The 14175-nt window shown below is 72.2% G+C and carries 16 protein-coding genes; 8 read left to right on the top strand and 8 right to left on the bottom strand.

What is annotated here, in order from left to right; translation table 11 throughout:
- Positions 1 to 27 precede the first annotated feature (27 nt).
- A complete protein-coding gene (locus Q0283_RS04870; protein WP_183530272.1) occupies positions 28 to 513 on the bottom strand; it encodes a pyridoxamine 5'-phosphate oxidase family protein in 486 nt (161 codons plus the stop codon).
- A 223-nt stretch (positions 514 to 736) separates the two neighbouring features.
- Here Q0283_RS04870 and Q0283_RS04875 point away from each other — a divergent pair, with 223 nt between their 5' ends.
- From Q0283_RS04875 to Q0283_RS04885, 3 genes are all read left to right on the top strand, one after another.
- On the top strand, positions 737 to 1171 hold the full coding sequence (locus Q0283_RS04875) for an OsmC family peroxiredoxin (RefSeq protein ID WP_183530270.1): 435 nt from the start codon (positions 737 to 739) through the stop codon (positions 1169 to 1171).
- Positions 1172 to 1195: 24 nt separating this feature from the next.
- Positions 1196 to 2203, top strand: coding sequence for a zinc-dependent alcohol dehydrogenase family protein (locus Q0283_RS04880; protein ID WP_183530268.1), 1008 nt, complete (start codon positions 1196 to 1198; stop codon positions 2201 to 2203).
- A gap of 70 nt (positions 2204 to 2273) precedes the next feature.
- Complete coding sequence (locus Q0283_RS04885; protein ID WP_183530266.1) at positions 2274 to 3203, top strand: amidohydrolase family protein; 930 nt, start codon at positions 2274 to 2276, stop codon at positions 3201 to 3203.
- A 57-nt stretch (positions 3204 to 3260) separates the two neighbouring features.
- On the opposite strand, the gene Q0283_RS04890 is transcribed toward Q0283_RS04885, so the two are convergent.
- Together Q0283_RS04890 and Q0283_RS04895 are read right to left on the bottom strand one after the other, a co-directional pair.
- Entirely contained in the window at positions 3261 to 3542 is a 282-nt protein-coding gene (locus Q0283_RS04890; RefSeq protein ID WP_010144849.1) for a DUF1876 domain-containing protein, read from the bottom strand.
- A 97-nt stretch (positions 3543 to 3639) separates the two neighbouring features.
- A complete protein-coding gene (locus Q0283_RS04895; protein ID WP_183530264.1) occupies positions 3640 to 4656 on the bottom strand; it encodes an MsnO8 family LLM class oxidoreductase in 1017 nt (338 codons plus the stop codon).
- Positions 4657 to 4754: 98 nt separating this feature from the next.
- On the opposite strand from Q0283_RS04895, the gene Q0283_RS04900 reads away from it, so the two are divergent.
- Positions 4755 to 5321 carry a dihydrofolate reductase family protein gene (locus Q0283_RS04900; RefSeq protein WP_183530262.1) on the top strand — a complete coding sequence of 189 codons (567 nt, stop codon included), beginning with the start codon at positions 4755 to 4757 and terminating at the stop codon, positions 5319 to 5321.
- A gap of 345 nt (positions 5322 to 5666) precedes the next feature.
- Positions 5667 to 6377 carry a C40 family peptidase gene (locus Q0283_RS04905; RefSeq protein WP_298043407.1) on the top strand — a complete coding sequence of 237 codons (711 nt, stop codon included), beginning with the start codon at positions 5667 to 5669 and terminating at the stop codon, positions 6375 to 6377.
- 153 nt (positions 6378 to 6530) lie between these two features.
- Here the strand turns inward: Q0283_RS04905 and Q0283_RS04910 are convergent, their stop codons facing one another.
- Entirely contained in the window at positions 6531 to 7694 is a 1164-nt protein-coding gene (locus Q0283_RS04910; RefSeq protein WP_298043409.1) for an acyl-CoA dehydrogenase family protein, read from the bottom strand.
- A 307-nt stretch (positions 7695 to 8001) separates the two neighbouring features.
- Between Q0283_RS04910 and Q0283_RS04915 the strand changes: the two genes are divergently transcribed.
- Entirely contained in the window at positions 8002 to 9636 is a 1635-nt protein-coding gene (locus Q0283_RS04915; protein ID WP_255459818.1) for an LssY C-terminal domain-containing protein, read from the top strand.
- Between the two features lie 43 nt (positions 9637 to 9679).
- Here the strand turns inward: Q0283_RS04915 and Q0283_RS04920 are convergent, their stop codons facing one another.
- Both Q0283_RS04920 and Q0283_RS04925 read right to left on the bottom strand, forming a co-directional pair.
- Positions 9680 to 9949 carry a DUF3253 domain-containing protein gene (locus Q0283_RS04920; RefSeq protein ID WP_183530408.1) on the bottom strand — a complete coding sequence of 90 codons (270 nt, stop codon included), beginning with the start codon at positions 9947 to 9949 and terminating at the stop codon, positions 9680 to 9682.
- 91 nt (positions 9950 to 10040) lie between these two features.
- Positions 10041 to 10577, bottom strand: a complete 537-nt coding sequence (locus Q0283_RS04925) for an aminoacyl-tRNA deacylase (protein ID WP_298043413.1) — start codon at positions 10575 to 10577, stop codon at positions 10041 to 10043.
- 78 nt (positions 10578 to 10655) lie between these two features.
- Between Q0283_RS04925 and Q0283_RS04930 the strand changes: the two genes are divergently transcribed.
- Entirely contained in the window at positions 10656 to 11186 is a 531-nt protein-coding gene (locus tag Q0283_RS04930; RefSeq protein ID WP_183530404.1) for a DinB family protein, read from the top strand.
- Between the two features lie 150 nt (positions 11187 to 11336).
- Positions 11337 to 12050: a DUF899 family protein gene (locus Q0283_RS04935; protein ID WP_183530402.1), complete on the top strand. Its 714-nt coding sequence runs from the start codon at positions 11337 to 11339 to the stop codon at positions 12048 to 12050.
- Positions 12051 to 12083: 33 nt separating this feature from the next.
- On the opposite strand, the gene Q0283_RS04940 is transcribed toward Q0283_RS04935, so the two are convergent.
- Positions 12084 to 13280, bottom strand: coding sequence for a hypothetical protein (locus Q0283_RS04940; protein ID WP_183530400.1), 1197 nt, complete (start codon positions 13278 to 13280; stop codon positions 12084 to 12086).
- Positions 13281 to 13455: 175 nt separating this feature from the next.
- Positions 13456 to 14172, bottom strand: coding sequence for a LysE family translocator (locus Q0283_RS04945; RefSeq protein WP_183530398.1), 717 nt, complete (start codon positions 14170 to 14172; stop codon positions 13456 to 13458).
- Between the last annotated feature and the right edge of the window lie 3 nt (positions 14173 to 14175).

Below are 14175 nucleotides of genomic sequence, written 5' to 3' on the forward strand. Positions count from 1 at the left end.
CCGCAGCACTGGACCGGCCCGACGGGGTCATTCGTCCGAGGCGTGGGGCGCGCCCGAGACCGAGGTGCGCCATTCCTCCGGCGAGGTCACCGCGAACCTGCGCCCCGTGACCTGGGTGGGCCTGATCCGCACGAACTTGCCCTTGGCCCCCGTCTGCCACGGGGTCAACGGCAGCTCGGTGGTGTCCATGAGCTCGTCCGTTGCAGTGATCTGCTCCGCAGTGCCCTTCAGGACGACGCTCCACGCGTGGGCGGCCGGCGCCCCGGCGCCCTCCTCCGGGGCGTCCACGCCGTCGACCTCCACGGCCACCCGCGAGGTGGACAGTGCGGCATGGACCTTGGTGCCCTCGGCGGTGCGGAAGACGAGGGATCCGTGGTCCACCACGTAGTTGATGGGGAAGATCTCCGGGTGGTCCTCCACGATGACGGCCAGGCGCGCCACCTCCCCGGTGCGCAACCGCGCCCAGCAGGCGTCCTCGCTCAGGTCCTCGGTGCGGCTCTGGTCATTGGTCATCCGGTCCTCCTCGTCGCGGGTCCACGGCAGCCGGTGGGGCCGTCCCTCGTGGTTCCACTCTCGTCCGCCGAGGCCGGACGGACAAGGGGTGAACACAGGGTGGGCGGCCGACCGCCCACCGGGCGGCGGCCAGCACCCCCTGACATCCGCGGCCGGTTCTCGTTACGGTGGCGACCAGGGGTCCCGCAGGCCACGACCCCAGCATCGACCATCAGGAGGAATCATGCCGCGTCCCATCGTCAACACCGCCAGCACGCAGTGGAAGGGTGACCTGTTCACCGGCTCCGGCACCACCACGCTCGAGACCTCGAACGTCGGCACCTTCGACGTCGCCTGGAAGTCCCGCGGCGAGGAGTCCGGCGGCACCACGACCCCGGAGGAGCTCATCGCCTCCGCCCACGCCACCTGCTTCAGCATGCAGTTCGCCAACATGCTCAAGGACAACGGCACCGCCCCGACCCAGCTGGACACCACCGCCGAGGTCACCTTCGTGGCCGGGGAGGGCATCACGGGCATCGCGCTGGCGGTCAACGGCCAGGTCGAGGGGATCTCGGCAGCGGACTTCGAGCGGATCGCCGGCGAGGCCAAGGACCAGTGCCCCGTGTCCCAGGCGCTCGCGGCCGTCAAGAACATCACCCTGAAGGCCTCGCTGGCCTGACCGGTCCGGTCCGGGGAACTCACGATGCGCGCCTGGTGGGTGGCCGCGCAGGGGCCGGTGACCGGGGAACCGCTGCGCCTCGGTGAGCGCCCGGACCCCGAGCCGGGCCCGGGCGAGGTGCTCGTCCGGGTCCTGGCGTGCGGGGTGTGCCGCACCGACCTGCACGTGGTCGAGGGGGACCTGCCCCTGCACCGGCCCGAGGTGGTGCCCGGTCACGAGATCGTCGGTGAGGTCACCGCACTGGGTCCCGGGTGTGAGCGGTTCGCCGTCGGCGCCCGGGTGGGAATCGCCTGGCTGCGGCACACCTGTGGCCACTGCCGGTTCTGCCGCCGCGGTGCCGAGAACCTGTGCCTCACCCCGCGCTTCACCGGGTGGGACGACGACGGCGGGTACGCCGAGCTGGCCGTGGTCCCCGAGGCCTATGCCTACGACCTCCCGGACGCCTTCGCGGACGAGGCGGCCGCCCCGCTGCTGTGCGCGGGGATCATCGGCTACCGCTCGCTGCGACGGGCGGACCTGCCACCGGGCGGGCGGCTGGGGATCTACGGCTTCGGGGCCTCGGCGCACCTGGCCGCCCAGGTGGCGCTGCACCAGGGGGCCGAGGTGTACGTCATGACCCGTGGGGAGAAGGGCCGGCAGCTGGCGCGTGAGATCGGCGTCGACTTCGTGGGTGAGTCCGGGGAGACACCGCCGGTGCCCCTGGACGCCTCGATCATCTTCGCCCCGGCCGGTGACCTGGTGCCGTCGGCACTGCGTGCCCTGGACCGCGGGGGGACACTCGCCCTGGCCGGCATCCACCTCAGCGACATCCCGGCGCTCCACTATGCCTCGGACCTGTTCCAGGAGCGGCAGGTCCGCAGCGTCACCGCCAACACCCGTCAGGACGGTGAGGAGTTCCTGCGCCTGGCCGCCCGCATCCCGCTGCGGCCCACCACCGTGACCTACCCACTGGAGCAGGCCGACCGGGCACTGGCCGACCTGGCCGGGGACCGTGTCACGGGGGCGGCGGTGCTACGGGTGGCCGCACCGTAGCCGGAGGCCCACAGGGAGGAGACACCTGCGGTGGTCACCGGGCCGGCCCCGGGTTCGTTAGGGTGCGAACGTGGACACGCAACGAACGCGCGGTACGGCCGGGACGACCGCCCCGGCGCCCCGGACGGACCGGGACGTCCGGCCCTACCTGGAATCGCTCGGGATCCCCGGCATCACCGACCTGCACGTGCACTTCATGCCGGCCAACGTGCAGGAGAAGGTCTGGGCGTTCTTCGACACCGAGGCGGAGCGCGGTGGGCCGCCGTGGCACATCGAGTACCGCCAGTCCGAGGAGGAACGGGTCGCCACGCTGCGGGAGATCGGCGTGAGCGCCTACACCACGCTGAACTACGCCCACCGGCCCGGCATGGCGGCCTGGCTCAACGACTACTCCGCCGACTTCGCCGCCAGCCACCCGGACGCCATCCACTCCGCGACGTTCTACCCCGAGCCGGGTGTGCAGGACGAGGTGGTGCGGAGCCTGGAGCGAGGGGCGCGCATCTTCAAGGTGCACGTGCAGGTGGGCGGCTTCACCCCCCTCGACCCCCTCCTGGGCCCCGCATGGGCCACCGCGGAGGAGGCCGGGGCCCCCGTGGTCATACACTGCGGCAGTGGTCCCCACCAAGGTCAGTACACCGGGCCGGAGCCCATCCGCGAACTGGTCGGCAGGCATCCGGGACTGGTCCTGGTGATCGCCCACGCCGGCCTGCCCGAGTACCGCGAGTTCGCCGAACTTGCGGCGCGGCACCCGAACGTCTACCTGGACACGACGATGGTCGGGACCTCGTACATGCAGCGGACGCACCCGGCGCCGCGGGACTACCCGCAGACGTTGGGCGGCCTGCGGGACAAGGTCGTCCTCGGAACGGACTTCCCGTCCATCCCCTACTCCTACAGCCACCAGATCGAGGCGCTGGCAGCGTGGGGCATGGACGACGACTGGATGCGCGGCGCGCTGTGGCACACGCCGCGCAGGCTCGTCGGGCTCACGGCTCGCTGACCACCGCCTGCAGGCCGGTGGGACCGGGGCGGGGCGGAGCGGCCGGGGGGCCGACGGTTACTTGTACAGGTGGATCCTCTGGTGCTCGATCGCGGACAGGTCGTCCGAGGTCGCGTTGAGGAGCCGGTCTGCCAGGTCCCGCAGTGCGCGCGCCGTGGCCAGTTCCTCGCCGATCTCCGGGACGTCGCGGTCCACGGGGTTGCGCCGGGCCCGGCCGAACCCCTCCAGGGTGGTCCCCGAGGTGGTGGTGAGCTGGGCGTGGGCCGTGGTGACGCGCTCGTCCGGTGTGGGGTCCTCCGTGGTGACCAGGTTGACGGAGATTCTCCAGGTGTGTGTCATCGTGTTCCCTCCAGGTGGTCGTTCAGCGTCTGGTCGGGGATGAGACGAGGGTAGGACCGTGCGCGTCCACGTGTCCATGGCCGGAAGACGGGTCCTCTCAGCAGAACAGCTCGGCCAGCAGTTCGTCCGAGCGGCGCCGGCCCTCGAGGTCGCTCATGCCCCCGGTCACCATCAGCTCATCCGCTCCGGTGAACCGCATCAGGTCCTCGACGCCGGCCCGCACCTCCCGGGGCGTCCCGTGGATGGACCGCTCGAGGTTCTCCGACACCCGCTGCCGGTCGCGTCCGGTGACGCCCTCGCCGTGCAGCCGGGCCACGACGTCGTCCACGTCCGCCAGGGCCCGGAACTCACCCTGGGAGCGGGACCGGGCCAGCGCCCAGGACTCGGGCAGCAACAACCGGCGGGCCGCCTCGCGGGTGTCCGCGGCCGCCACGTTGGCCGAGACGATCACGTATGGCTCGGCGTACCAGGGCGAGGGACGGAACTGCTCCCGGTAGAGGTCCAGGCCCGGGTGCGTGGCGTGCCCGTCGCGCGGGAAGAGGGCGGGCCCGCCCACGACGACGGCCAGCCCGGCTCGTGCGGCGGTGGTGAGTCCCTGGCCGTTCGCCAGGACGAAGAGCGGCGTGGCGGCGTGGTCACGCGGCCGCGCGGCGAAGGGTGACTCGCCCCGCAGGAAACCGGTCAGTTCCGCCAGGTCCCCGGGGAAGTCGCGGGCGGCGTCCTCACCGGTGCGCAGCGCCTGCCGCACGGCCGGGGTGAAGCCGAGGGAGCGGCCGAGCCCCAGGTCGATCCTCCCCGGGAACAGGGCCTCGAGGGTGGCGGCCTGCTCGGCGACCACGAGGGGCTGGTGGTTGGGGAGCATCACCCCGCCCGAACCGATGCGGATGGACTGCGTGCGGGCTGCCAGGACGGCCATCAGCACGGTGGGCGTGGAACCGGCGATGCCCGGGACGCCATGGTGCTCGGCCACCCAGAAGCGCCGTAAGCCCAGCCGTTCGGAGCGCTGGGCCCGGTCCACCACCGCGTCCAGGGCCTCGGCCTCCGTGCAGCCCGCGAGGGAGTTGGCGCGGTCGAGGATGGAGACGGGCACGCGGGAGGGGCCAGGGGCGGTCATACCAGCCTCAACACGATCCGGACCGGGGATATTGCCGGGGTTCAGGAGTAGCCGTCCAGGGGCAGCGGTGCCGGGGACCGGGTTGCTACGGTTCGGCCATGGCCGTCATCTACGAGACCGCGTGCACGCTCAACGGCTTCCTGGCCACCGAGGACGACTCCCTCGACTGGCTGTTCGCCATCCCGGGGGAGCAGCCCGACCTCACGCCCTTCATGGAGTCGGCCACCGCGATCGTCATGGGTTCCACCACCTACGAGTGGGTGCTCGAGCACGAGGACCTGATGGCCCACCCGGAGCAGTGGCCGGAGTACCTCGGGCGCCAGCCGCTGTTCGTCTTCTCCAGCCGTGAGCTGCCGGTTCCCGAGGGCGCGGACGTGCGGGTGCTGGACGGCGACGTCGGCCGGCACCTCCCCGAGATCCGGGCGGCCGCCGGTGCCGGCGACATCTGGATGATGGGCGGCGGGAGGCTCGCCGCCCAATTCCTCGAGGCGGACGCCCTGGACCGGGTCTGCCTGACCCTCGCGCCGGTGACCCTGGCCTCCGGCAAGCCGTTGTTCGCCGGCGACGCGCGGTGGGACCGGTTGCGGTTGCGCTCGGCCGAGAAGATCGGCGAGTGGGCCCGGTTGGTCTACGACGTCACCCCGTCGTCGTCCCGGGGCTCCTGAGCCCGCGACCTCCCCGTCGCGGCCACCGCCGCGCCGAGCGTGCGGACCGTCAACTGTCCGGTCCGCACGTTGACGGTCAGGGCCCGGAACGTGGCCGCCGGGTGATCGCGGAACCGGGAACCCACCGGTCAGCGCGGCATGTCCCCGACCCGGACGACGCGAGAATCACGAAGTGGTAACGTCAAGGGCCGTGCGTGGACCTGGGCGCGCGCCCGCTGTGGCCTCCTGCATGGCACTTTCAGGAAACATCCAGGTGATGGACAGGGACACGCAAGGTTGCGACTCGATAACATTCGTGTACGGTATGTAACGATCCGATTACACGCGAAGCATTGAGAGCATCCCATGACCTACTCCTCCCGCCGTGCCCGCCTCCTCGCCGAGAAGCAGGCCCGCCGCACTCACCGTCGTCGTTCCCTGACCGTCGGCGTCGCCGGTCTGGCCACCGTCGCCGGAGCCACCATCGCCGGTGTGGCCCCGGCCGCGGCCAACGACGGCGGCGCCGCGACCGTCGACTACTCGGCCCAGCAGGGCTACAACTGGAGCGCGGGCGACTCGTCCTCCACCTCCACCGCCGCCACCTCCGCTGCCGGTGGGTCGTACGACTACACCCCGGCCTCCACCGGTTCGTCCCAGGCGACCTACCAGCTGGCGTCCTACACCACCTCCTCCGCCAGCGGCTGGAGCGCGGACGTGGCCCAGTGGGCCACCGCCAAGGCCGCCGATCCGAGCGTCTACTACAGCTGGGGCGGCAACGGCCCCACCGCCTATGACTGCTCCGGCTTCACCCAGAGCGCCTTCGCCCAGGCCGGCAAGAGCATCCCGCGGGGCTCCTCGGCGCAGTTCTCCGGGGGGCAGAAGGTCTCCATGAACAACCTCCGGGTGGGTGACCTCGTGTTCTGGTCCAACAACGGTTCGGGTTCCGGTGTCTACCACGTGGCCATCTACATCGGCGATGGCAAGATCGCGCACGCCCGCAACCCGCAGATGGGCGTGTCCGTCACCAACCTGAACTACAGCCCCACCAACATGCTCGGCACCGCCGTCCGGTACTGACCAGAACCCTCCGGGATCCCTGCGGGATCCTGACGGTCCAGGGCCCGGTCGTCCGCGATGCGGACGGCCGGGCCCTGGACCGTCCCGGGCATCGACGGGGGCGGCGACGGAGGCCCAGGCCGGGGCCGGGACCGGGGGCGGTGCGCGTCCGTCTCACAGGTTGCGGGCGATGAGCTCCTTCATGATCTCGTTCGTCCCGCCGTAGATCCGCTGCACCCGGGCATCGGCGTACAGCCTGCCGATCGGATACTCGAGCATGTAGCCGTACCCGCCGAACAGCTGCACGCAGCGGTCGATGACCGTGCCCTGCAGGTCGGTGGAGTAGTACTTCGCGCGCGAGGCCATGGCGGCATCGAGCTGGCCGTCCACGTGCAGGGCGACGCAGTGGTCGAGGAAGGTCCGGGCCACCAGGACCTCGGTGCTGACCTCGGCCAGCGTGAACCGGGTGTTCTCGAAGTCGAAGACCTTCTGCCCGAACGCCTCGCGCTGGCGGGTGTAGTCCAGCGCCAGTTCGAACGCCAGCTCGGCGTAGCCGACCGCCGTGATCGCGATCGCCAGCCGTTCCTGCGGCAGCTGGGCCATCAGCTGGTAGAACCCCTGGCCCTCCCGCTCGCCCAGCAGGTTCGACGCCGGCACGCGCACGTCCGTGAAGGACAGTTCGCGGGTGTCCTGGCCGTGCTGGCCGACCTTGGACAACACCCGCCCGCGCTCGAACCCGGCCAGGCCCTCGGTCTCCACCGCGATCAGGGACACCCCGCGCGCACCCTCCCCGCCGGTCCGCGCCACCACGATGATCAGCCCGCCGTGGGTGGCATTGGTGATGAAGGTCTTGGACCCGTTGATCACGTAGTGGTCGTCCTCGAGCCGGGCGGTGGTGCGGATGTTCTGCAGGTCCGAACCGGTGGAGGGCTCCGTCATGGCGATCGCGCCGATGAGCTCGCCGCTGGCCATCCGCGGCAGCCAGGAGCGCTTCTGCTCCTCCGAGCCGTAGGCGAGCACGTAGTGCGCCACGATCGTGGAGTGGATGGAGTACCCCAGGGACCCGTCCCCGGCCTTGCCCTGCTCCCACAGCACCGCGGCCTCGTGGGCGAAGCCGCCTCCGCCGCCGCCGTACTCCTCCGGAACGGAGATGCAGAGCAGTCCGGCCTGCCCGGCGGCGAGCCACGTCCCGGAGTCCACCTGGTGCTGCGCGGCGAAGCGTTCGGTGTGGGGCGTGAGTTCCCGGGCGAAGAAGGAGCGCGCGAGATCGGCGACGTCGGCCACCTCGTCCTTCAGCCATGGGGAGACATAGGCGGGGGTGCGGAAGGTGGCGGCCACGGGAACTCCTGGGTCGGTACGGTGCGGGAACGACAGGCGGAGGGGAGGCGTCGTCCCTGTCAGGGCACCGTATGCACCGGGAGCGGTTCGGGGCAATGGCGACGACGCCGGACACGTGCGGCACCACCGGGTGCCGCACCTGTCCTGTCGACCGGGCCCGCGGGGGGCTCCAGCGGGCCGGCGGCGGGCCTCGTGCCGCATCAGGACGAGCTCCAACCGAGGCGCCGAGCGAGGGGTGCAGTGGCCCACGGTGACCGATAGGGTGACCGCACGGCCCCGAGCCGGGGCCGGCAGGGCCGGCCAGACCATGGACACGCAGAGCAGCCACCGGATGTCTCCCGACGGTCCGGAACCGTCGGGACGCCACAGCGCCCGCGCCACCGTCCTGCTGTGGTGCCACCGGGTGCTGCGCCTGGCCGTCACCGCCCTCGTGGGCCTGGGCGTCTACCACCTGGTCCTCGAGGAGTTCGACACCCATGGCCGCCTCGTCTGGGGCTTCCTGCTCCTCTGGGTGCTCTGCGCGTACGTCCTGCTGCCGCAGCTGAACCGCGTGCTGTCCCGGGTCTACGTGCCCGATTACTTCATCGGCAGGGCCCGGACGGCCGATGGGCTGTTGGGCGACCCGGTCAACCTGGCCGTCCTGGGGACGGCGGACCAGCTGGCCGCGGCACTGCGCGCGGCCGGCTGGACCGCCGCGGACCCGCTGAAGCTGTCCACGGGGTGGGGCATCACCCGGGCGTCCCTGCTCCGCCGCAGCTATCCGGCGGCCCCGGTGAGCCCGTTGTTCGTGTTCGGCCGCCGTCAGGACCTGGCGTTCGAGCGCGAGGTGGCGGGCAGCCCCGCCCAGCGGCACCACGTGCGGTTCTGGGCCTGTCCGCCCGGCTGGACGCTGCCCGGTGGCTTCGACGCCGACCTGGTCGGGGCGGCCACCTTCGACCGCCGGGTGGGGCTGTCCCTGTTCACCCTGCAGATCACGCACAAGGTGGCCGAGCGGACGGACGAGGAACGGGACCTGGTCGTCGCGGCGCTGCGCTCGGCGGGCGCCGCGGTCCACGTGGTCAGGCACTTCACCACGGGGTATCACACCCGCAACGGGGGCGGGGACGCGATCGAGACGGACGGGGACCTGCCCATTGTCGACCTGCGGACGGTCGCGGTGCCGGAGGCGTCACCCCTCGAGTCCCCGCCGGCGGGTGAGTCCCGGGGGACGACCGAGGCGGCGGACGTCGCGTCACCGTCCGGCCCGGCGTGCACGCGGGCTCCGGTAGACCCGGCACGGGGCGGGTCGCCGGCCGAGCGGCACCGGAGCCTGTTCGGCTCGGGAACGTCTCTGGACCGGCTGGTCTTCTTCAGCGACGCGGTGTTCGCCATCGCCATGACCCTGCTCGTGCTGGAACTGATCCTGCCCGGTGACCTCGACCCGCAGCAGGTCGACCGGGCCCTCGCGGCCCACCTGCCGGAATTCCTCGCCTACGTGCTGAGTTTCACGGTCATCGGGACCGCCTGGATGAATCACCACCGTAAGTTCACCGTCATCCGCCGGTACGACGTGCGGTTGCAGTGGCTCAACCTGTTGTTGCTGTTCCTCATCGCCCTGCTCCCCATGCCCACGAGCCTGCTCAGCGACTACGGCGGCAGGACCTCCCCCTGGCCCGTGGTGCTCTACGCGGTGGTGACGGCGGGGGTGTACATCACGTTGAGCCTGATCTGGCGGCATGCCTGGCGGGCCGCGCTGATTGTTCCCGAGGTGGACGCCGAGCTGTACCGGTACGTGCTGCACGGCGCCTGGCCGGTGCCCGCGGTCTTCCTCGGCAGCGTGCCCGTGGCGTTCGTGAGCCCGGAACTCGCGGCGTACTCGTGGCTCCTCCTCGTGCCGGTCCTGCCGACGGCGCGGCGACTGCGACGCCGGAACGCGGGCCTCGCGGAACGGGAGTCGGAGTGAGCCAGACGGCCTGAACGCACCCGGCCGGTGGGTCCGGGGGGTGCTAGGCCCGGCGGATCCTGATGGGTCCGCGGGCCGTGGCGAGGTCCACCACCTCGCCGCGCTGGGTGATGACCACCTCCCCGGCCTCCACGAGACCCGCGGCCGCGGAGCGGGCCTCGTCCATCAGGGGGCGCCAGTCGTTCCCGGGACCGGCCACGGCGCGGGCCGCCTCACTCGGGCAGATCGTGGCACCTGCCCGGCGGCGCGAGAGCAGGTCGAGGATCGTGCGCCGGAACTCCTCGAGCGGTGGATCGTCCTCATGCGGGCTCACGACCCCAGTCTCCAGCACGTCCGGGGTGGGGACCAGCGACGCCGGTCCGCCCACCCCCGCTCCGCTCGCCGCCACCCCGGCCGGCCGCCCGTCACGGTCTCCTCGGGCTCGGCCGAGGCGTGCGGGACGAGGTCCCGGGCTCCGGCTCGGTGACGTCAGCGACGTCGGCCGCCAGGACCGCGATCAGCGCGTCGGCGTCGACGGTGACGGCCGCACCCGGGGCGCCGGCCCCGATGGAGACCGTCCGCCCGCGCAGGGGGAGGTCCGCGATCACGGGCCAGGCCGTCGTCGAGCCGAAGGGAGTGATGCTGCCGCGCGGATAACCGGTGACCGCCCGGGCCTCCTCGGCCGAGGGCATCGACAGGCGGTTGACGCCCAGCGTGGCACGCAGCTTGGGCCAGGCGATCGCGCGTGTGCCGGGGACGAGCACGAAGACGTAGTCACCCTCACCGCGTCGCACCACGAGCGTCTTCACCAGGTGGCCCGGCTCCACCCCGCGGGCGGCGGCCGCCTCGGCCAGGGAGGACACGGGGCCGTGCTCGGTCAGGGCGTACTCGATGCCGGAGGCCTCGAGGGAGGGCAGGCCGGCGGGCCGGCCCGTGGGCCGGCCGGGCTCTGGGGTGCTCACGCTGTCAGCGTACCCAGCGCTGGACCCATCACCTCGACTCCCCTCGACGGGGTCGGGTCACGGGTGCAGGATGGGGGCATGAGCTCCCAGGCCCCTGCCCCTGTCCCCGGCGACGACCGCGACTGGACCTTCGTCATCACCGACGGTTGCGAGGAGTGCGGCTTCCGGCCCTTCGACGCGGCCGAGACGGCCCGGCGGATCAGTGCAGGCACGGAGCGATGGCGGGCGGTCCTCGAGCGTCCCGACGCGGCGCGGCGACCCTCGGAGCAGGTGTGGTCCCCGCTGGAGTACGCCTGCCACGTGCGGGACATGGTCCGGTTGCTGGGCGAACGCGTGAAGGCGATCCGTGACCAGGAGGCCCCCGAGTTCGCCGACTGGGACGGGGATGCCATGGCGGTGAAGCTCGCCTACTGGGCCGCGGACCCGGGCACCACGTGGGAGGACCTGGGGCGGACCACGCGCCGCACGGTCAGCGTCCTGGAGTCCGTGCCCGCCGGGGCCCGGGACCGGACGGGCCGCCGCTCGGACGGGGTGGAGTTCACCGTCGCCTCGCTCGGCCAGTACATCGGTCACGAGATGGAGCACCACCTGCACGACGTGCGCGGCTGACCGGCGGGCGCGCTCCGGGCCTGGCCGGAACCGACCCGTCCCGCCGACCGCATCCCGCAGGAACGGAGATGCCCGGTGGGCCATGCCCGGCCTAGCGTGGTCCCATCACCGGGACCGCGGTGGCCCCGGCCTGAACCCAGGAGGGACACCATGTCCGTCACGGAATCGGTCCAGCACCAGGACCGGGCTCCCGCCCTGCCGCGCGTCGTGGACCGGGCGACGTGGCAGGCCGAGCTCGACGACCTGCGCCGGCGGGAGAAGGCGGTCACGCACGAGCTCGACGCGATCGCCGCGCAGCGGCGCCGGTTGCCCGCGGTGAAGCTGCCCCCGTACACGCTGGAGGGGGCCTTCGGCCCGATCACCCTGGCCGAGGTCTTCGAGGGCAAGCGCCAGCTGATCGTCTACCACCACATGTGGGAGCCCGGCGCGGACTTCCAGTGCGGTGGCTGCACCTACTTCACCTCGCAGTTCACCCGCCTGGACTTCCTCGACAACTACGACGCCCGGTTCGTGGTCGTCACGCAGGGCCCGATCGACGAGGCGCTCGCCTACCGGCGCAAGGTGGGGAACCAGATGACCTGGTACTCGACGGCGCACAGCGACTTCGGGGCCGACGTCGACGCCCCGCCGGGTGGTGGGTTCGCGCTCAACGTGTTCCTGCGCGACGGTGCGGACGTGTACCGCACCTGGCACACCACCGGGCGGGGGATCGAGCAGTTCTCCGCCGCGTTCGCGCTGATCGACGCGCTGCCCTACGGCCGGCAGGAACAGTGGCAGGACGTGCCCGAGGGGTGGCCGCAGGGCGAGACCTACGCGGGATGGCCGGACTCCCCGGACATCGCGCGCTGGTACGGCCGGGGGTGACGCGCAGCGGCCAGCCACACCCGGCCGTCGCGGTCACTCGGGGGCGGGCAGCCAGCTGCGGACCACCCCACCGTAGGTGCCCGGATCGGGCGGTTCGATCTCGCGCTCCCGCACCCCGAGCACGGCCGTCCAGGCCTTGTGGACCAGGTCGTAGTCCTCGGCGTCCGCGGTCGTCTCCCCCGGTTCCCGGTAGGTCATCCACCGGTCACCGCCCGCGTGGAAGACGTTGAGCAGGTAGCGCGTCCCGTCCCGCACCTGCAGGTCGTTCTCCGCCGTGCACCCGTACTGGCGAAGGGAGTCCACGAACTCGGCCACCAGGTCGAGTTCGCCCATCTGCAGGACGGGATAGAAGTTCTCCCGGTGGAAGTCGTACACGGTGGGTGCATCCTCCACGTAGATCGGGTACCGATGGTTGCCCGTGGGGATGTAGGCGATGTGCGTGGCCAGGTATGCCGTCTCGATGAACGTCCCGTCGTCGGCCCCCTCCGGGAACTCCGCGGCCCCGGGCAGCGGATAGTCCTGGAGGAAGCGCCATGCCCTGGCGGGGAGATCACGGGCCTCGGGCGGCACGTCCAGGCCGGGGACGACCTGTGCCTCGATCAGGAGCAGGGTCCAGATCACCAGGTCGAAGGCGTCCCCCAGGGAGGCCTCACCGGAGGCGAGCATCGGCTCGTAGTCGAGCTCCATCGCGGCGGACAGCGAGTCGCACCGGGCGAGAGCGGCGTTGGCGAGGCCGACCATGTGTTCCACCCGGGCGTCGTTCGCCTGGTACTGGTTGTGCGCGTGGATGGCCAGCGGCAGGACGGATCCGTAGTCGGAGCACGTGAGCGCCCCCGGATCGCGGGCCAGGAAGGGCTGGACCAGGTCCGTGAGGTTCTCCCGTGCGCCGTCGCGGGCCATCTGGTCGACGTCGGCGGTGTTGGCGCTCGCGTACGTCACCTCGATCAGGGAGGCCACGGAGTCCTCCCAGAGGTCCTCGGCGGCCCCCGGCCGCCGCTCGTAGAGGTCGACCATCTCCTCGATGCCCCGGCGCACCGAGAAGGCCGCCTCCCCGGACTCCGTCACGGACCAGGGCTCGGCCACCAGGGCCTGCTGCACCGTGCCGGAGGGGCGCCAGCCCTCGGGCATCCGCCCCGGGTCCAGCACGCAGTGCGAACTCTCCGGCGCCGAGCAGGACGTCAGCAGGACCAGGGGGAGCAGTGACGCGATCACCGCGCGGGTCCGTTGCACCGATGGGCCTCCTGTCCAGGCCCCCGGCCTGACCGCTGGCTCCCCGCGCCGGTGGCCCGTGCGCGTGATTGCACCGCAATGTACTCCTCCCGGCGGCTCCCCGCACCAGTTCATCGGGCGGGTCGAGGACGCCGTTCAGGCACCCCGGCGTGCAGGCGTCAGCACCGGAGGACGGTCATCCGCGGGCGGCGGCCGGAGCCGGACCGGTGAGGGCGTCGGCCAGCAGGGTGCCGCCGAAGCCCATCAGCACCAGGCCGGTCACCCGGTCGATGGCGGCCAGGGACCGCGGGCTGGACAGCCAGCGGCGTGCGTAGCCGCCCCCGATGATGAGCACGGCGAACCAGCTCATCGTGAGCGCGGCGTGCACCCCGGCCAGGGCCGCACCCATCAGCAGGGGCGAGACGCCGTCGGGGAGGAACTGCGGGATGGTGGCGATGTAGAACACGCCGACCTTGGGGTTGAGCAGGTTGGTGCCGGCACCGGTCAGCCAGCCGCGCCAGGGAGGGTCGGCGGGCGCCGGGGAGCCGGCGCCCCAGCCCCCCGGTTCGCCCGGGGAGGCGGCACCCGTCACGGCAGTGTTCACCGGGTCCCTCCCGGTGCCGCGGAACGAGGACCAGATCATCGACGCACCCAGCCAGAGCATGTACGCCGCCCCGGTGATCGTCAGCACGCGGTAGGCGAGCTCTGAGGCCGCGAGCAGGGCGGAGACCCCGACGGCGGCGGCGATGCCCCACACCACGGCCCCGGTGGCGACCCCGGTGGCGGTGGCCCACGCGTAGGGGCGGGACCGGGTCAGCGAGGACCGCAGCACCAGGGCGGTGTCCAGTCCGGGCACCAGGGTCAGCAGGCCGGCCACCACGGTGAAGGCGAGCAGGGCGTCCAGGATCGTCACCGA

Source organism: uncultured Citricoccus sp., assembly GCF_937871995.1.
Lineage (GTDB): Bacteria > Actinomycetota > Actinomycetes > Actinomycetales > Micrococcaceae > Citricoccus.

Bases quoted from the DNA above. Each gene is read 5' to 3' on its own strand.
- Q0283_RS04870 (WP_183530272.1), bottom strand. From the start codon at position 513: ATGACCAATGACCAGAGCCGCACCGAGGACCTGAGCGAGGACGCCTGC.
- Q0283_RS04875 (WP_183530270.1), top strand. From the start codon at position 737: ATGCCGCGTCCCATCGTCAACACCGCCAGCACGCAGTGGAAGGGTGAC.
- Q0283_RS04880 (WP_183530268.1), top strand. From the start codon at position 1,196: ATGCGCGCCTGGTGGGTGGCCGCGCAGGGGCCGGTGACCGGGGAACCG.
- Q0283_RS04890 (WP_010144849.1), bottom strand. From the start codon at position 3,542: ATGACACACACCTGGAGAATCTCCGTCAACCTGGTCACCACGGAGGAC.
- Q0283_RS04895 (WP_183530264.1), bottom strand. From the start codon at position 4,656: ATGACCGCCCCTGGCCCCTCCCGCGTGCCCGTCTCCATCCTCGACCGC.
- Q0283_RS04900 (WP_183530262.1), top strand. From the start codon at position 4,755: ATGGCCGTCATCTACGAGACCGCGTGCACGCTCAACGGCTTCCTGGCC.
- Q0283_RS04905 (WP_298043407.1), top strand. From the start codon at position 5,667: ATGACCTACTCCTCCCGCCGTGCCCGCCTCCTCGCCGAGAAGCAGGCC.
- Q0283_RS04915 (WP_255459818.1), top strand. From the start codon at position 8,002: ATGGACACGCAGAGCAGCCACCGGATGTCTCCCGACGGTCCGGAACCG.
- Q0283_RS04930 (WP_183530404.1), top strand. From the start codon at position 10,656: ATGAGCTCCCAGGCCCCTGCCCCTGTCCCCGGCGACGACCGCGACTGG.
- Q0283_RS04935 (WP_183530402.1), top strand. From the start codon at position 11,337: ATGTCCGTCACGGAATCGGTCCAGCACCAGGACCGGGCTCCCGCCCTG.